Raw genomic sequence first — 16,789 nt, 5'->3', positions numbered from 1 at the left:
CCGTACAGCACCCGAAGGCGATGGACGGGCGGAGGAGGCAACCGGCCGGAGCGCGAAGACTCCGGTAGTCAGGTAGTACGTCAGCCCTGTGAGGGGCCGTGGGGCTCGCATAGACGCGGCCGCGCTCGGTCCGGTGAGTCCCCTCCCGGACGTCGTGGCGACGAAAGGTTGATGCCGCGTTGATCTTTAACGTCGGTCAGTTCTGCGGCGCGTCCTCCCTCCACAGAGGCAGGAAGAACGAGCCCAAGACAGCCGCGAATTGCGGTGCCCTGACCGACGGGTCTCCACTCACCTCCAGCCGGTGTCATCACGGCTGGTGCTGCGGTGGCGGATCACGCTGTTCAGTTCTCAAGGAGCGACCGCTTCCTTTCGCCCTCTGTCACAAGGGCGTCCGGACGGCACTGGTTATGCATTCGTGCAGGTCAAAGCAACTACTAGAGCTAGATTGACTTAGGTCACTCGCCTCACATGAAGAGAAGTTACCTAAGTCAATCCGCCCCGTCAAGGGGAGCGGCCCGGTTCGAATTGACCTATGCCGGTTACGCTCGAAGCCATGGAGAAGAGCCCTGGAAAACCGCGCGTGACCGCGAAGGACATCGCGGCAGACATCCGCCAAGAACTGGTGACTGGCACCCGCGGTCCGGGCGATCAGCTCACCGCAGCCCGCGAGCTGGCGAAGCACTACGGGGTGACCCTCGTGACCGTCCAGAACGCCTATCGCGAGCTGCGTGACGAGGGGCTTGTGGTCTCCCAGCAGGGTCGCGGCACCTTCGTCGTCGACCCCGCTGAGCAGGCGCCGGACGATGAGAACCGTGGCGGTTCGGCCTTCATGACGCTCGCCGCAGAAATCAGCGCGATGCATGAGACGATCCGCAGTCTCGGTGACCGCCTTGAGCGCCTTGAGCAGGCTGTCGAGGGCTCCGGCGCGCCACCCGCTCGCTGACGGCGTCAGTTCGCCGCGCGAGGTGGTCCGCCTCCTGCCTCACACGCCTAAGGCTTGCCGTGATCAAGGCGATGTGGGCGTCAGTGAGCCCCACTCGCGCGCTATGCCGCTCGAACGTCTCTGCCATGTGAGACAGCTTCGATCCAGAGACGACTGTGGACCCGGACACATTGTCCGGGTCCACAGTCGTTGCAGGTCAGAGCAGTTGACAGATCCTCAGGTAGTCATCTGCTGCGCCGTATCGAGCACAGCACGCCACGGAAGTAGCCGCCCAGGCGGCGCTTCCCGCGGCTCGTACAACGGCCATACGTCGTCACCTTGAACGAGCCGGACCTCCGCGGACTCCAGTGCGTCGAGATGACGTTGCCAGGCCGGGTGACGCGCGTGAGCCGCATTCACCCTCGGGAACAGAACTACGGGCAAGCCTCGCGTCCCCATAGCTTCACAGACCTGGGTGAGCGCCTGGTTGTCAGCGACGCCTGTCGCGAGCTTGGCGACCGTGTTCGCGCTCGCCGGGGCTACCACATAGCAGTCCACCGGCGGGTGAGGACTGGCCTCCCCAGGGAGGCGCGACTCATCTCGCACCGGGAGCCCTGTCAGCTCTTCGAGCTTCGCCGCTTCCCCGTTCAGCCTCAGCCACCTGCCCGCTGTGGGTGTCAGCGTCACGGCGACTCGCCACCCACGTGCCAGGGCCGGCTCGACCAAGCCGGTACGCAGCGCTTCGACCCCGCCAGCCGCCGATCCCACAACGCCAAGAACCTTGCGCGACTCCGTGCTCACTGCACCGCCCTGCATCGTTGGGCCATGACGTACACCTCAGATGTGCGGGAACCGGCAGTCACGGGAGCCTGCTTGGTCAGGTCCCGCAGCGTCTCACGCACCCGAGGATTGTTGCGCACAAGCTGTGGAGAAGTCTTCTCGGCCTTCCGAAGCTCAGCGAAGGCGTCGTCTCCATGACCGGCCAGGGACAGCGCGCGGGCGAAGTCGATCCGGTGCGAAACGCTCCGCTCCTGCGGCATGTGCTCCACGTCGATCCGCCCGTGCTCCACGACGTACGCGACGTTGTCGAGGTCCAGCTCGATGGACAGGCGATGAAGGATCACGTTCGTCGGGCCGAATCCGGTCTGCCAATAGTTCTCGTCGGAACCGAGGTCTTCCGCCAGCGCCTCGGCGCTCCGCAGCAGCCGGGTAGCGGTCGCCCGATCCTGATGCCGGGCCGCAGCGACAGCGGCCCGGAGGTGAATCATGCCAAGCAGGCTGAGGGCCGACGGATCATTGTCCGCCACATTGGGCGACAGCCACCGCGCTGTTGCGTCTCCCAACTCCATCGCAGCCTCATAGCGGCCGTTGGCGAGAAGGGCGTGGGTACCGGAGCGTGCTGCCGAAGCCAGTACGAGCGGGTCATCGGAAGCGTCAGCCGCCTGCATCGCACGCTCAGCCGCGAGCCAGGAGATGTCGGATTCCCCGATCTTCGCAAGCGTGGTGGCCGCGAGGTGATGCGTGCGGGCCGAAACGGCCCAGCAGCCGTGCCGGTCCGCCTCCCGGCGTGCGGCGCGGTCCTCCAGTTGCTGGGCGCATTCCAGAAGCGCGGGAAGCGCAGCGATGACGCTGCCAAGCCGCCCTGCCTGGTAATCACCCCACGCCTTCTCAACCCGCACGGCCGTCGGTGCCGGCGTAGGCAGTTGGACATCGGCCTCGGGGCCAAAGAGGAGCCGGGAAAGGCGCCGCGGGCTCATGAGCGCGTCTCGGACCGCAGGTACGTCGTCCTGCTGCTTCTCGTCTTCCATGAGCGCCGACTGGCCGATCAGATCACCGAGCGGTACGCGGAGGATGCTCGCGAGTTCGGTGAGCATGTCGATCCGCGGCGGCTTACGTCGGCCGCTCTCTGCCTTCGCGAGCCAGTCCGTGCTGCGTCCCACCAGGCCGGCCAGAACCTCCTGCGTGTATCCGCGGCGCTTCCTGTAGAACGCGATCCGTTCGCCGATGCTGAGGTGATCTCCGAGACCACGCATGGATGTTGCCTCCCGATGCCGAGTAGGGCACTTCTCACGGTACCGACGTGATGGCCAGCGGGCATGAGGCTTCCGCCGACGACCACCACGGCAAGGATGCGGAACTGAATGGAAATAGCCCCGGACAGAACGTCCGGGGCCTGTAGATCCTTTTCGTCGATCAGGCTCTAGTCGCTGGGAGTCTGGTTGAGGGCGCCGCACGACCAGCAGTCCCACTCCCCCGGGAGTTCGTAATGAGTCGTCGTCCAGAAGCCCTTGGGGCTCCCCTTGATGACGTTGGTCTCCCAGCACCGCCAACACTCGAACTCGAATTCCTCCATCTCCCGAGCATGACGCTCCGGGCTGTCCTCCGGCTCCAATCGAGAGAGACTGGCCTATTGGCGACGCCGTCAGCGATCAGCGAGAGGGAGCTCAGCGCTCCCGACGAGACCCTCGGACCCGCCGCTCCGTCTCACTTCCCGTCTCGTTCACGCCCGTACGCGACCGTTCACGGCGGTACTTCAGCCGTCCGCCTCGGTGCTCCTCGGCCCGCCGTGAACGGCTGCGAACGATCGCGTATAGCGCCCTGATGAGCGAGAGCAGACCTGCAAAGCGAGTTACGTGGGTTCGAATCCCGCCACGGCCTCCACTGTCCGAACAGCGACGCGGCGATGCGCCGGATCGTCGCCCGTGTGACGGGTCCGGGGGCTAGTCGCCCGAGCTGCCCTGTCGGTTCGAGCTTCTGCCCCTGCGCGCCGTGTCGCTCACTATTTCGCACACCACCAAGGTCACCGCGGACACCGCGCGCACCCAGCGTGGGCCGCCCCGCGCCGCCCACACGACGCAGACGCACGCGCCGACGGCGAGCACGAGAACGCCTGACAAAACGAGCACAGCCATGCTCATCCCCCTGCTTTCTGTTGCGGTCGGCACGAGCCGCCCGGGGGCGTGTCGGCGCCCCCGGACGTCTACTGCTGCTTGACCTGTGCGACCGCCGCCTGGGGGCGGATCGGGAGGCGGCCGATGGGGCGGCCGGTGGCGGCGCGGACCGCGGAGGCGACGGCGGCGGGCGCGGTGACCACCGGGACGGCGCTGGCGGGCTTGGCGCCGAAGGGGGCGACCACGTCGCGCTCCTCGACGAGCTTGACGATCCGGATGTCCGGGGCGTCGAGCGCGGTGGGGAGGGCGTAGCCGGTGAGGTCGGGGTGGCGGACCTGGCCGCGGGTGGTCCGCAGGTTCTCCATCAGGGCGGCGCCGAGCCCCTGGGTGACGCCGGCCTCGATACGGGCCCGCAGCTGGCGCGGGTTGAGCACCCGGCCCACGTCCTGGGCGACGGTCATCTCCACGACCCGGATGGTGCCCAGTTCGATGTCGACGTCCGCCACGCACCGGATGGCGCAGAAGGCGAGGCCGACGAAGGCGTCGCCCTGGCCGTTCTCGTCCAGCGGCTCGGTGGGGTGCGGCCGGCACTGCGCGGTGGCCCACAGCTCCTTGCCGTCCAGCGCCTCCGCGACGGTCGTGCTGAGCACCCCGTCGTAGGAGGTGATCTTTCCGTCGGTGATCTGCAGCAGCTCGGTGGACATCCCGAACTTGTGCGCGAGCGGCTGCAACAGCTGCGTACGGACCATCTTCGCGGCACGCTCGACGGCGCCGCCGGAGACCCAGGTGTGCCGGCCGTGGCAGGCGGGACCGGCCGGCGGCTGATCGGTGTCGACGGCCGCGACATGCACCTCGTCGATGCCGAGCGTCTCCTGCACGATCTGCCGCGCCAGGGTGGAGAAGCCGGAACCGGTCTCGACGGCGGCGCAGATGACCGTGGCCACCGAGCCGCTGACCTTGACCGTGGCGGTGGACACCTCGTCGGCGCCCTCCGCACCGAGCATGTGCACCATGCCCAGGCCGTAGCCGACACCGCGGCGCACCGCGCCCGGCTCGCCCGCGCCCTCGGGGCCGCCCGGCAGCAGCCACTCCGCTTCCGGGGTGTCCTTGGGCAGTTCGGGGAGCGGTGCTTCCTTCACGGCGCGCAGCAGTTCGGCGACCGGCGCCGGGCAGGTGACGGTCTGGCCGGTGGGCAGCAGATCGCCGGTGGCCATGACGTTGCGCAGCCGGATCTCGTCCGGCTCCATGCCCAGTTGGGCCGCCAGCTTGTCCATCTGGCCCTCGTAGGCGGCGCAGACCTGGAGGGCGCCCTCGCCGCGCATGTGCCCGGACGGCGGGTTGTTGGTGCGCACCGCCCAGCCCTCGATGACGGCGTGCGGGACGACGTACGGGCCGCAGGCGAAGGAGACGGCGGCGGCCAGTGCCTCGGCGGAGGTGTCGGCGTAGGCGCCGGCGTCCATGAGGATCTGCGCCTCGACCTTGACCAGCTTGCCCTCGGCGTCGGCGTGGTGGCGGTAGCGCAGCAGGGTGGGGTGGCGGTGGGCGTGCGCGAGGAAGGACTCCTCACGGGTGGCGGCGAGTTTGACGGGGCAGCCCGTGCGCAGCGCCAGCAGGCCCAGGGAGAGCTGGATGCCGGGGTCCTCGCGGTCGGCGGTGGCGCCGGGGACACCGGTCACCACGACCTTGACGCGCTCGGGGTCGAGGCCGAAGGAGGCGGCGGCCAGGTCGCGGTCGGTGTGCGGGTCCGTGGAGGCGGTGTAGATCTCCACCCCGCCGTCGGGACGCGGCACCGCGAGCCCGGCCTCGGCCCCGATGGGGGCGGGGTCCTGGCGGCCGATGCGGTAGAGGCCCTCGACCATGACCGCGCCGATCGCCTCGGGGTCGCCGAAGCGCAGCGGGATGTGCCGGATGAGGTTGCCGTCCGGGTGCAACGGCTCGGCCTCGAAGGCGAGTTGCGGGTCGGTGACCGCGTCGAGGATCTCGTACTCGACGGCGATGGCGGCGGCGGCCAGCCGGGCGGTGTCGGGGTGTTCGGCGGCCACCGCGGCGATCGGCTCGCCGTGGTGGCGGACCTCGTCCTTGGCGAAGACCGGGCGGTCGGCGGTGCCGCGGCCGTGGCCGGCGTCGCCGGGGACGTCCTCGTGGGTGACGACGACGCGCACGCCCGGCATCTCGGCGGCGTGCTTGGTGTCGATGGACAGGATCCGCGCGCGGGGGTGCGGGGAGCGCAGGACCGCGGCCCACAGCAGCCCCTCGGCCCACAGGTCCGCGGCGTAGGGGAAGGTGCCCTCGGTCTTCGCCGGCGCGTCGGCGGACGGCAGGGAGACGCCCAGGCCGTGCGGCGGCGGCTCGACGGGCACCGGGACGCCGGCCGCGGGCGTGTCGGTGACGGTGCCGTCGGTCGTACCGCTCATGCGGGGCCTCCCGTCTGCGGATCGGCGCCCGGTCCCTCGTGGTGCGCTCCGTGCGTGAGCGGGTCGTGGGGGTGGTGGCCGGAATCCTGGTCGTGCGGGGCGGGGCCGGTGGGGTCGGCGGGGCCCGCCTGGTGGGGGATGAGGACGGTGTCGGCCGGTCCGGAGGCCGCGGCGTCGGCCGCCTCCGCACGGGCCTTGACGACCTCGTCGACGGCGTCCAGCACTCCTCGGTAGCCGGAGCACCGGCAGAGGTTGCCGCACAGCGCCTTGCGGGTCTCCAGCTCGCTGGGGGCGTGGTTGCCCTCCAGGAGGTCGTGCACGGTCATCGCCATGCCGGGTACGCAGAAGCCGCACTGCACGGCCCCGGAGGCGGCCAGGGCGCGCTGTACGTCGGAGGCGGTGCCGTCCTGGGCGAGCCCCTCGACGGTGCGGACCTCGCTGCCCGCCGCGGTGGCCGCGGGCACCAGGCAGGAGGCGACGAGCCGCCCGTCCACCTGGACGGAGCAGGCCCCGCACTCGCCCTGGGAGCAGCCGTCCTTGGCGCCGGCGAGGCCGAGGCGCTCGCGCAGGACGTAGAGCAGCGATTCGCCGATCCAGGCGTCGGTGACCGGCCGGTCGGTGCCGTTGACGCGCAGGACGTAGGAGGCGGCCGGGTGTTCGTCGTGGGCGTCGAACACGGGCTCGGCCGGCTCGGCGCCCTCGGCGTACGGGCCGGCCGGGGCCTCGGGCTCGGCGCCCCGGGCGGGGGCGTCCGCCGTACCGGCGGTGCCCTCGGGAGCGGGGGCGTCGGCCGCCGCAGCCGGCTCCTCAGGGGCGGGGGCGGGCGCCCCGGCCTCCGGTTCGTGCTGTGCGCCGGTCCCGTCCGCCTGCGCCTCGGCGTCCTCGGCCTGCGGACCGGCGGCCTGCGCCACCGGCGCGCCGTCGATGGCGGCGGCGCCGTCGTACGTCTCCTGGGCGCCGTAGGCGGTGCCCGCGCCGTTGCTGTCGCCCGCCGCGAGGGCGAACGCGCCGGACTCGTCGGGCTGTTCGCCCGGGGCCACGGGGACCGTCCAGCTGTCCGCGCCGGGGTCGGCGGGCCCGGCGTCCGTGCCGGGCGCCTCCTCGCCTCCGTGCGGGTGCGGGTCGTGCGGATGCGGCTGGTGGCCGTGGCCCTGGTCGTGCGGGGCCCCGTCGTGCGGTGTGCCGTGCTGCGGCGTCTCCGTGGCGGGCGGCCACTGGGCCAACGCGTCGGCCGGCAGCGACCAGTGCCCGGTCGCGCCGCCGGCACCGTTCGCCGTACCGCCCGCTCCGTACGGGTCGTCGACGGGGCCGCCGAAGGGATCGTGCGCGGTGCCGCCGTGCGGGGTGTCCTGGGCGTCACGGAGGGCCTCGGCGCCGCCGTAGCCGTCGCCGGCCGCGCCGCTCGTGGCGGTCAGTCCGGTGGCGAAGTTCCAGTGCCCGGTCCGGCCGGCGCCGTTGGTGTCGGCGGCGCCTTCGCCGGCGCCGTATCCGCCCTGGTAGCCGGCGTCCTGGTAGCCGGCGGCGCCCGGTCCGGCGAGGCCGGGGTGGCCCGGGTGACCCGAGTAGCCGCCGTGTCCGTGAAGTCCGGCATGTGACGGCCCGCTCTCGTCACCGACCAGGTATTCGCCGGACTCCTCCTGGCCGTCGTCCGCGGCCGGCACCGACCACGGTCCGGCCGCGGCCTCCGTGCTGCCGGCGACCGGCCACTCCACCCGGTCGCCCCACTGCTGAGCGGCCTCGGGGGCGCCGCCCCGGTAGCCCGCGGAGTCCGCGGCGTGGCCCTGGTGGGCATCGTGCGCCTGCTGCGCGTAACCGGCGGACGGGTCGGCGTAACCGGCCGAGGAGTCCGCGAACGGCATCGTCCACTGTCCGGTCGCCGAGGGGTCGGTGCCCGCGCCGGGGATGGGCGGCGTGGACTCGTACCGGGTGAAGGAGGCGGGCGGGGTGTAGCCGTGGCCGGGCGCGGCCAGCGGATCGGCGCCCGGGGTGCCGTAGCCGGATGTCCCGGGTCCGTAGGCCCCGGTGGTGAAGCCCTCCGGGAGCTGCACGAAGGCCGTCGCCTCCGACTCGTACTCGCCGCCCTGCGGCAGCGGCTGCCAGCCCTGATCGGGGTACGGCTGCTGCGGGTTGCGGTGGTCTGCGTCGCTCATGCCGAGCCCTCGCTGCTTCGCTCGGCCTCGCCTGCGCGAGGCGCGCACCTCCTGATGATTCCCTCACTGCGCTCGCTCATGAGAGCGCCCTCCCGAGTGCGCGGCGGGCCAGAGCTGCCACCGTACGACGCAGGTGCAGGGCGGCCGGCGGCAGGGCCACCGGTTCCGAGCCGTCCTGCGGTGGTGCCGGGTCGGGGATGCAGGCGGCGGCAACGTAGTCACCGAAGGCCGTCAGGGCCTCCGGCACCAGGCCGCGTTCGCCGTCCCAGTCGATGATCGAGGCGACCCACTGCTCGGCCTCCAGCGGGCGCAGCGGCATGGCGGCGACCGCGCCCACGGCGCAGCGCACCCCGCGCCGCGCCGGGTCCATCACCAGCGCCACCGAGGCGGTGGCGCGGCCGGGGCCGGTGCGGCCGGTGGCCTTGAGGAAGGTCTGCGGGGCGTGCAGGAGCGGTACCCGCACGAAGCCGACGAGTTCACCGGGGCCGAGCATCTCCCGGCCGGCCAGGAGGTGGCTGACCGGGATCTCGCGGCGGGCGCCCTCGGGCCCGGCGATGATCACCGTGGCCTCCAGGGCGGCGAGCACGGGAAGGGTGTCACCCGTAGGGGCGGAGGTGACGATGTTGCCGCCGAGGGTGCCGGCGTTGCGGATCTGCGGCGGGCCGGCCGCGCGGGCGGCGGCGGCAAGGCCCGGGATCAGCGCGGCGAAGTCGGGGCGTCCCATACGGGCGAGGTTGAGGCCGGCGCCCAGCAGGGCGTGGCCGTCCTGGTACTGCCAGCCGCGGATCTCGCTGATCCGGCCGAGGCCCACCAGGGCCGCGGGTCTGAGGAGTCCGGCGTTGACGGCCGCCATGAGGTCGGTGCCGCCCGCGACGGGCACGGCGGCGGGCATGGCGGTGAGCGCCGCCACCGCCTCGTCGAGCGAGGCCGGCAACGTCACCGTGTGCGACGCGTGCGGTGCGTGCGTGGTCAAGCCAGCTGCCCCTTCCCCGGTTTCCCGGCTGTTCCGCTCCGCCGTACGGTACGTGCTCACAGCCCGGACGTGGCAACTCTGGCACATCTTCCCGGACCCACGACGCGAGGGTCCACGAAGCGACGTTCCGTCCGGGAACGGGCTGCTGGTCCACTTTCGCCCGCTGCGATGAATGTGCGGGGATTGCCGTGAATTGCCGTGCCTTGCGTCGTGGCGGGGCGAACGGTGTGCCTCCGAGGGGTGCTCCTCGCCCGTGTGGCGGTGCGGGGCACCACCGTCCCAGGGTCCGGCCCCGGGGGCGCCCTGCTTGCACCATGGCTCACACGTTTGGGGGCGCCCCGTCGATCGGGCGTCCGAGCACGCCGGGGCGTTTCTGCCAGGGGTGGGGGCCGCCGGGCGGGCGGTAGCCGACGCCGAGGGCGTCCAGGCGGGCGTAGTGGGTGGTCATCCGCCGGACGAAGTCGTGGTGGTCGCGCGCGGCCGGCGGCGGCAGCTGCGACCAGGCGACCTCGGCGAGGGCGGTGAGCCGCGGGAAGACCTGGTAGTCGACGCGCTGCTGACTGTCCATGACCTCGGTCCAGACGTTGGCCTGGGCGCCCAGTACGCGGGCGGCCTCCTCCTCCGTCAGCTCCGGGGGCACCGGCTCGAAGCGGTAGACGTCCTCCAGGGTCCTCACGTAGCCGATCGGCACCGGCTCCTCGGGGGACGCGTGCTGACGGTGGTCGAGATACACCTGCTGCTCCGGGCACATGACGACGTCGTGGCCCGCGCGGGCGGCGGCGATGCCGCCCGCGTACCCGCGCCAGGAGGAGACGGCGGCGCCCGGGGCGAGGCCGCACGCCGTGGTGCCGCCGCCGGGTTCCGGGCTGCCGCCCTCCAGGATCTCGTCCCAGCCGATCAGGCGCCGGCCGCGGTCGGCGAGCCAGCGGTCGAAGTGCCGGATGAACCAGCTCTGCAGCGCGTCCTCGTCGGCCAGCCCCAGCTCGGCGATCCTGGCCCGGGCGGTGGGCGAGGCCCGCCACTGGTCCTTGGGGCACTCGTCGCCGCCGATGTGCACGAACGGCGAGGGGAAGAGCGCCAGGACCTCCTCCAGGACGTGCTCGTAGAAGCGGAGGGTGCGGTCGGTGGGGGCGAGGACGTTGGGGTTGACGCCCCAGGTGTCCCAGACCTTCAGCGCGGTGGTGTCGAGGACGTCGGTGTTGCCCAATTCGGGATACGCGGCGATGGCGGCCTGCGAGTGGCCGGGGATGTCGATCTCGGGGACGACGGTGATGTGCCGTGCGGCGGCGTAGGCGACGATCTCGCGGAGGTCGTCCTGGGTGTAGAAGCCGCCGTGCGGGCGCTCGTCCCAGAGCGGCGAGGCCCGGTGGCCGAGCTTGGTGCGCTCCCGCCGGCCACCGACCTCGGTCAGCAGCGGGTAGCGCGGGATCTCGATGCGCCAGCCCTGGTCGTCGGTCAGGTGCAGGTGCAGGACGTTGAGCTTGTGCGCGGCCAGCAGGTCGAGATAGCGCAGCACCCCGTCCTTGGGCATGAAGTGCCGGGCGACGTCGAGCATCATGCCGCGCCAGGCGAAGCGGGGAGTGTCCTCGATCCGCAGCGCCGGCAGCGGCCACTTCCGCCGCCCGCTGTCGACGGGCGCGCGCCGGAAGGCGGCGGGGCCCAGCAGCTGACGGAGTGTCTGGGCGCCCCAGAACAGCCCGGTCCCGGTGCCGGCCTCGATGAGGACCTCGGTGCCTTCGGTGACGAGCCGGTAGCCCTCGGGGCCCAGCTGCCCTTCGGTACCCGGCGAGAGGCGCAGCACGACGCGGTTCTCCGCGGTCGCGTACGGCGCCAGCGGGAGGCCGGTGGCCGCGCCGACCGTGGCGCGCAGCCACTGTGCGACGTCCTCGGTCCCGGGCAGCGCCTCGATCTCGGTGTCCGCGCCCAGGACGCAGCCCGCGCCCGTCAACGGCCGGACGGTGCGGGGCAGCGGGATCAGGTCGGTCAGTACATCGGTCACGGCGTCAGTCCTTCACCGCGCCGCCGAGGCCCGAAACCAGGCGGCGCTGCACTAGTACGAAGAAGACCAGCACGGGCAGGGTCATCACGGTGGAGGCGGCCATGATCCCGCCCCAGTCGTTCTCGTCCGGTTTGAAGAAGACCAGCAGCGCCATGGGGAGGGTGGAGTTCTCGGTGGCGCTGATGATGAAGGACTTCGCGAACAGGAAGTCGTTCCAGGTGGAGATGAAGGAGAAGACGCTGGTCGCGACGAGGCCGGGGAGGACGAGCGGGAAGAGGATCTGCCACAGGAAGCGGGTGCGGCTCGCGCCGTCCAGGTAGGCGGCCTCCTCCAGGGCCTCCGGGACGGCCCGGACGAAGCCGCGCAGCATCCAGATCGCGAAGGGGAGGGAGAAGGCGAGGTGCGGCAGGATCAGCGAGCCGAGGGTGTTCAGGCCGATGCCGGGGGCGATGTGGCCGGCGTCGCGCAGCAGGAAGAACAGCGGGATGGTGAGCGCCTCGACGGGCACCATCTGGGCGATCAGGAACATGATCAGCAAGGTGGTGCGGAACCGGAACCGGAACCTGGTGACGGCGGTGGCCGCGAGGAAGGCGATCAGCGCGGAGGCGACGACCACGACACCGGCGACGAACAGGCTGTTGAGGAAGTAACGGCCGAAATCCTGCTGTTGGAAAACCCGCCGGAAGGCGTCGAGCGACGGTTGCAGGGTCCAGGGGCGCGGCGCGGCGGACTGCACCTCGCCGGCCGGTTTGAAGGCGGAGAGCACCATCCAGTAGAGGGGGAAGGCGACGGCGGCGGCGAGGAGCAGCGCGCCGCCCTCCGCGGCCAGTCGCCAGGGCCGGCGCGGCCGGCGGACGGCCAGGGGGCGCGGACGGCTCACAGTTCCTCCCCCTGGCGGCGTATCAGCCGCAGGTAGCCGAGCGTGACGACGAGCAGGATCAGCAGCATCACGACGCCGATGGCCGAGCCGAGGCTGTACTGCGAGGACGCGAACGCCTTCTGGTAGGCGTAGACGTTGAGCACGAGGTTCTGTCGCGCGATGCCGCCGCCGTTGGTCATGACGTAGATCTGGGTGAAGACCTTGAAGTCCCAGATCACCGACTGGATGGTGACGACGACGAGGATCGGCCGCAGCAGGGGAGCGAGCACGCTGCGCCAGATCCGCCACTGCGAGGCGCCGTCGAGCGCCGCGGCCTCCAGCACCTCCCCCGGTACGGCGCGGATGGCCGCGTAGACGGTCACCATCACGAACGGGAAGGAGCACCAGACCACTTCGAGCAGGACCAGGGCGAAGGCGCTGTAGCGGTCGTAGGTCCAGGAGTAGTCCGCGAAGCCGGTCAGGCCCAGCGCCACCAGGACCTTGTTCACCGGCCCGAAGTCGGGGTCGAAGAGGAAGACGAAGACGGTGGATCCGGTGATGGCGGGGGTCGCCCAGGCGCCGAGCCCGGCGAGCATCAGCGCGAGCCGGGGCAGCGCGCGGATGCGGGTGAGCAGCACGGCGAGCGCGCAGCCCAGTGTGACGGTGGAGAGCACACAGGCCGCGGCGAACAGCACGGTCGCCAGCAGCACCCGCCAGAACTCGCCGTCGCCGAACAGCTCGGCGTAGTTCCCCAGGCCCTGGAAGGTGGTCGGCTCGCCACCGGTGACCTGTGCCTGGGTGTATTCGAGGAAGGAGATCAGGCCGAGTTGGTAGACGGGGTACACCAGCAGGCCGCCGAGGACCACCAGGGCGGGGGCGAGATACAGCCAGGGTGTCCAGCCGCCGCGGCGGCTGCCGCTGCGCGGGGTGCTCACTTCCGGAGGGCCTCGTCCATCTTGCGGGCGGCCGCGTCGGCCGCCGCGTCCACGTCCTTACGGCCGCTGACGATCTCCTGGAACATCGTCGGCAGCACCAGTGAGGAGTCGATCTCGCCCCAGCCGGGCGCGGCGGGGACGAACTTGGCGCCGGCGTCGAGAGTCTTGACGAACGGCGCGACGTAGGGCTTGCGCCGCGCGGCCTCGGCGCGCACGTCGCGGTAGGTCGGCAGGAAGCCCATCGCGTCGAACAGCCGGCGCTGGGTCTTCTTGCCCGCCAGTTCCTTCATCAGGCCGACGGCGAGGGTGCGGTGGCTGCTGCTGTTGAGGACACCGATGTTGTTGCCGCCGGCGAACGCCGGTGCGATGCGTCCCTTGGTCAGGCCGGGCAGCGGCACCACGGCGTACTTGCCCTTGACCTTGCCGTCCTCGACGGCCTGGTGGTTGAAGTCGCCGCCGATGGCCATGGCGGCCTTGCCCGAGGCGAAGGCGGTGACGGTGTCGTTGCCGCCCATGTCGGCGCACTTGGCGGCGGGGCAGTTGTCGTCGCCGAAGAGGCCGGTGTAGGCGGCGATGCCCTTCTTGGCCGCGGCGCCGTCGAGGGCGGCGCGGTAGGTGCCGCCCTTTTCGGTGGCGAGTTCGCCGCCGGCCGCCCAGATGAACGGCAGTGCGCCATAGGTGTAGGCGCCGCCGACCGCGAGGCCGTAGAGGTCGGGACGCTCCTTGCGGACCTTCTTGGCGGCGGCGACGACCTCTGCCTGTGTGGTGGGCACGCGGATGCCGAGGTCCTTGAACACATCGGTGCGGTAGTACAGCGCGCGGACACCGACGAACAGCGGAGCCCCGTAGACCTTGCCGTCCACGGTCACCGACTCCTTGGCCGTGGCATCGGTGTCCTCGGCCTCCGGCCAGGCGCCGAACTCCCGGGTGACGTCGGCGAGTCCGCCGTCCTTGACGTACCCGGCGGTGTCGGTGTTGCCGTACTCGATCACGTCGGGCGCGCTGTCCGGGTCGTTGAAGGCGGCCTTGATCCGCTGCGCGCGGGTGTCGACGGGTATGTAGTCGACGTCGACCTCGACACCGTCGTGGCCGGCCGTGAACGCCGACACCGCCTGCCGCACCGCCCGTTCCTTGGGAGCGTTGTTGACCTCCTGGAAGAGCCAGACCCGCAGCGTGCCGGTCTTCGCGTCCCCCTTGGCGCCGGTGTCGGCCGTGGACGGTGCGCAGGCGGTGGCGGTCAGCGACGCGAGGACAACGGACGCGGTGGCGGCGGCGATGCGGGCAGGGATCTGCATGGAAGGACCCTCCGAGGCATGGTTGCAACATGCGCAACGAGCGTTTCGCACTGAGCAATTGCCGGAAGATTAAGCGCGGCGGCAGGGCCTCACAAGAGCTCCCCAGTGGTCTCAACCACTCCGTGACCATCGGCTCCGCCCAGAGGGTGACGGGCGGCCGGACGACACCCCATCAGGGGTACGCAATCGGGCGGAAATCGCCCGATGGGGCGACGGGCCGAGTCACGAGAAGTACCCCACGAGGGCGCGAACGGGGGCGCCGAGGGCACAGCGGCGGGCGCGGAAACGACAAAGGGCCCGGGTCCCTGAGGACCCGGGCCCGTGCCCGCGGTGGGGTGGCCCGAGCAGCCATGGGCTGCGTGGAACCGCTGGTGCGCTGCTGCTCGGCGGCCGGCTGCGGCTACTTCTTGCCGCCGTCCTTGCCACCCTTGTCCTTGTCGCCACCGGCGCCCATGGACTCGAAGATCTCCTTGCACATGGGACAGACCGGGTACTTCTTGGGATCCCGCCCCGGGACCCAGACCTTGCCGCACAGTGCGACGACGGGAGTGCCGTCGAGCGCACTCGCCATGATCTTGTCCTTCTGGACGTAGTGGGCGAAGCGCTCGTGGTCGCCGTCGCCGTGCGACACCTGCGGCGTCGGCTCTACGAGGGTCCCCGTACCTGCCCCGCGCTCGGGCTCAACAGTGCTCATAACTGCCAAGGGTACTCACGCGCGCGCAAACCCGGGAGCCTCGGCCCGCAGCCGTCCGCGGGCCCGCCCCGCGACCGCCGCGCGCCGCACCCGCCCCCCTCCGCGCCCCGGCTCCCGCCCGCCGCCGTCAGGACGCGACCGGCACGGCACCCCGGTCACCGGCGGTCAGCCCCAGCTCGGCGGCGAAGGCCAGCGCGGCCTGCGGGCGGACTTCGTACCAGGAATCGCGGTCGACGACCGCGTCAAGGAGCGCGGCCATCTCCGCGCCACCGACCGAGCAGGTCTCGGCGGCGGCGAGGAAGGCCCGCACCGCACGGGCGGCGTCGGCGGGCTCGACGTCCGCCTCCGTCCACGCCACGAGATCGTCGACGATCCGCTCGATGGCGGCATCGCCGGTCCCGGCCCAGCTCACGGCCATCTCCAGGCCGTCGTCGAGCATCGTCGCGGGATAGGGCGCACGGCCCCAGGCGCCGTCCTGCCACCAGTAGACGAAGCCGAAGAGGTTGCCCTCGGCCTCATGGCGCAGCTGCTCCCAGGGCAGCCAGTCCGGGCCGCCGGCCAGGAAGTCGATCTGCCGGCCCCTGCTGTGGGTGTAGCTGCCGTCGGAGTCCTGGCCGCACAGCAGCGCGCGGCCGCCGCCGAGGAGCCGCAGGCGCCACCAGTAGCTGCCGCCGCCGTTCCAGCACTGGAGCCCGGCCGGGCTCCAGGTGAATTCGTCCCGGTCGTCGATGGCGGCCGATACGACGGCCAGCGTCGCGGCCCGCGCCCACAGCAGACGCGGATGATCCAGATCCTCGGGCACGCCCGGCCTGTGCATGAGGCTCCCCGTTCGTCCCGCGCGGGCCCGCCGTCGCGTCCGCGCACCTCCCCTGACCTCTCGAAGCCTAGCGACGGGCACTGACAATTCCCCATGACGAAGCCGTAACAAGCTGCCCGCGGGGAGGGTCAGTTCAGCGACGGGTCGTCCGGGTACGTGGCGACCATGGCGAGCTCGTTGCGCTGCCGCCGCAGCACGGCCCGCCACAGGCCCTCAGGGGCGGGCGAGGAGACGTCTCCCGGCTCGGACTCGACGACGTACCACGCGCCCTCGACGAGCTCCTCCTCCAGTTGGCCGGGCCCCCAGCCGGCGTATCCGGCGAAGATCCGCAGGCTGCCGAGCACCGCGGCGAGCAGCTCCGGAGGCGCCTCCAGATCGACCAGCCCGATCGCGCCGTGCACCCGCCGCCAGCCCAGCGGCTCGTCGCCCGGCGCCAGGTCGTCCGCCGCGTCCGTGGCGGGCGCGCCGGCCACCTCCGCTTCGGCCCCGCCGGGCAGCGCGCCGCTCTCCACGGGCGGCAGGCCGCCCTCCTTGGACAGCCCGCCGGGGACCACCGCCACGCCGAGCGCGGAGTCCAGCGAGACCGGTCCGCCCTGGAAGACGACCCCCGGCTCGCCGGCCAGCTCGGCCCAGGGCGCGAGGATGTCCCCGACGCCGACGGGCGTCGGGCGGTTGAGGACCACGCCGAGGGAGCCTTCCTCGTCATGGTCGAGGAGGAGCACCACCGCGCGGTCGAAGTTCGGGTCGGCGAGCGCGGGCGTGGCGACGAGCAGCCGGCCTGTGAGCGAGGACACCTCGGTCATGGCCACATGATCCCGCACTTCGGGCCGGAGCGGGGAG

At 71.9% G+C, this 16,789-nt stretch carries 14 protein-coding genes; 1 reads left to right on the top strand and 13 read right to left on the bottom strand.

Annotated elements, in window-relative coordinates; translation table 11 throughout:
* Positions 1-553: 553 nt before the first annotated feature.
* The gene (locus QOM21_RS22745) at positions 554-943 is read left to right on the top strand and encodes a GntR family transcriptional regulator (protein WP_407552728.1); all 390 of its coding nucleotides are present in this window, start codon (positions 554-556) and stop codon (positions 941-943) included.
* Positions 944-1,159: 216 nt separating this feature from the next.
* Here QOM21_RS22745 and QOM21_RS22740 read toward each other — a convergent pair whose 3' ends face one another.
* From QOM21_RS22740 to QOM21_RS22680, 13 genes are all read right to left on the bottom strand, one after another.
* Positions 1,160-1,738, bottom strand: coding sequence for a flavoprotein (locus QOM21_RS22740; RefSeq protein WP_407552727.1), 579 nt, complete (start codon positions 1,736-1,738; stop codon positions 1,160-1,162).
* Complete coding sequence (locus QOM21_RS22735) at positions 1,720-2,955, bottom strand: helix-turn-helix domain-containing protein (RefSeq protein WP_407552725.1); 1,236 nt, start codon at positions 2,953-2,955, stop codon at positions 1,720-1,722. The genes QOM21_RS22740 and QOM21_RS22735 overlap by 19 nt, the downstream gene beginning before the upstream one ends.
* 167 nt (positions 2,956-3,122) lie before the next feature.
* The gene (locus QOM21_RS22730) at positions 3,123-3,275 is read right to left on the bottom strand and encodes a hypothetical protein (protein WP_407552724.1); all 153 of its coding nucleotides are present in this window, start codon (positions 3,273-3,275) and stop codon (positions 3,123-3,125) included.
* 627 nt (positions 3,276-3,902) lie between these two features.
* Positions 3,903-6,227: a xanthine dehydrogenase family protein molybdopterin-binding subunit gene (locus QOM21_RS22725; protein WP_407552722.1), complete on the bottom strand. Its 2,325-nt coding sequence runs from the start codon at positions 6,225-6,227 to the stop codon at positions 3,903-3,905.
* Positions 6,224-8,377 (bottom strand): 2Fe-2S iron-sulfur cluster-binding protein, encoded by a 2,154-nt coding sequence (locus QOM21_RS22720; RefSeq protein WP_407552721.1) that lies wholly within the window; start codon positions 8,375-8,377, stop codon positions 6,224-6,226. The genes QOM21_RS22725 and QOM21_RS22720 overlap by 4 nt, the downstream gene beginning before the upstream one ends.
* A gap of 76 nt (positions 8,378-8,453) precedes the next feature.
* On the bottom strand, positions 8,454-9,350 hold the full coding sequence (locus QOM21_RS22715; RefSeq protein WP_393895306.1) for an FAD binding domain-containing protein: 897 nt from the start codon (positions 9,348-9,350) through the stop codon (positions 8,454-8,456).
* 319 nt (positions 9,351-9,669) lie between these two features.
* On the bottom strand, positions 9,670-11,349 hold the full coding sequence (locus tag QOM21_RS22710) for a beta-N-acetylhexosaminidase (protein WP_407552719.1): 1,680 nt from the start codon (positions 11,347-11,349) through the stop codon (positions 9,670-9,672).
* A 4-nt stretch (positions 11,350-11,353) separates the two neighbouring features.
* Positions 11,354-12,229 carry a carbohydrate ABC transporter permease gene (locus QOM21_RS22705; protein WP_407552717.1) on the bottom strand — a complete coding sequence of 292 codons (876 nt, stop codon included), beginning with the start codon at positions 12,227-12,229 and terminating at the stop codon, positions 11,354-11,356.
* On the bottom strand, positions 12,226-13,143 hold the full coding sequence (locus QOM21_RS22700; protein ID WP_407552715.1) for a carbohydrate ABC transporter permease: 918 nt from the start codon (positions 13,141-13,143) through the stop codon (positions 12,226-12,228). Before QOM21_RS22700 ends, QOM21_RS22705 begins: the two co-directional genes overlap by 4 nt.
* A complete protein-coding gene (locus QOM21_RS22695; protein ID WP_407552714.1) occupies positions 13,140-14,438 on the bottom strand; it encodes an extracellular solute-binding protein in 1,299 nt (432 codons plus the stop codon). The genes QOM21_RS22700 and QOM21_RS22695 overlap by 4 nt, the downstream gene beginning before the upstream one ends.
* Positions 14,439-14,838: 400 nt before the next feature.
* Positions 14,839-15,132 carry a DUF3039 domain-containing protein gene (locus QOM21_RS22690; protein ID WP_078568732.1) on the bottom strand — a complete coding sequence of 98 codons (294 nt, stop codon included), beginning with the start codon at positions 15,130-15,132 and terminating at the stop codon, positions 14,839-14,841.
* Positions 15,133-15,259: 127 nt separating this feature from the next.
* Positions 15,260-15,949, bottom strand: coding sequence for a hypothetical protein (locus QOM21_RS22685; RefSeq protein WP_407552712.1), 690 nt, complete (start codon positions 15,947-15,949; stop codon positions 15,260-15,262).
* A gap of 128 nt (positions 15,950-16,077) precedes the next feature.
* Positions 16,078-16,752 carry a YqgE/AlgH family protein gene (locus tag QOM21_RS22680; RefSeq protein ID WP_407552710.1) on the bottom strand — a complete coding sequence of 225 codons (675 nt, stop codon included), beginning with the start codon at positions 16,750-16,752 and terminating at the stop codon, positions 16,078-16,080.
* Between the last annotated feature and the right edge of the window lie 37 nt (positions 16,753-16,789).

The organism is Streptomyces sp. Pv4-95 (genome assembly GCF_045782725.1).
Lineage (GTDB): Bacteria > Actinomycetota > Actinomycetes > Streptomycetales > Streptomycetaceae > Streptomyces.
This window is presented reverse-complemented; position numbering and strand designations above follow the sequence as displayed.

Bases quoted from the DNA above. Each gene is read 5' to 3' on its own strand.
- QOM21_RS22745 (WP_407552728.1), top strand. From the start codon at position 554: ATGGAGAAGAGCCCTGGAAAACCGCGCGTGACCGCGAAGGACATCGCG.
- QOM21_RS22740 (WP_407552727.1), bottom strand. From the start codon at position 1,738: ATGCAGGGCGGTGCAGTGAGCACGGAGTCGCGCAAGGTTCTTGGCGTT.
- QOM21_RS22735 (WP_407552725.1), bottom strand. From the start codon at position 2,955: ATGCGTGGTCTCGGAGATCACCTCAGCATCGGCGAACGGATCGCGTTC.
- QOM21_RS22730 (WP_407552724.1), bottom strand. From the start codon at position 3,275: ATGGAGGAATTCGAGTTCGAGTGTTGGCGGTGCTGGGAGACCAACGTC.
- QOM21_RS22725 (WP_407552722.1), bottom strand. From the start codon at position 6,227: ATGAGCGGTACGACCGACGGCACCGTCACCGACACGCCCGCGGCCGGC.
- QOM21_RS22720 (WP_407552721.1), bottom strand. From the start codon at position 8,377: ATGAGCGACGCAGACCACCGCAACCCGCAGCAGCCGTACCCCGATCAG.
- QOM21_RS22695 (WP_407552714.1), bottom strand. From the start codon at position 14,438: ATGCAGATCCCTGCCCGCATCGCCGCCGCCACCGCGTCCGTTGTCCTC.
- QOM21_RS22690 (WP_078568732.1), bottom strand. From the start codon at position 15,132: ATGAGCACTGTTGAGCCCGAGCGCGGGGCAGGTACGGGGACCCTCGTA.
- QOM21_RS22685 (WP_407552712.1), bottom strand. From the start codon at position 15,949: ATGCACAGGCCGGGCGTGCCCGAGGATCTGGATCATCCGCGTCTGCTG.
- QOM21_RS22680 (WP_407552710.1), bottom strand. From the start codon at position 16,752: ATGACCGAGGTGTCCTCGCTCACAGGCCGGCTGCTCGTCGCCACGCCC.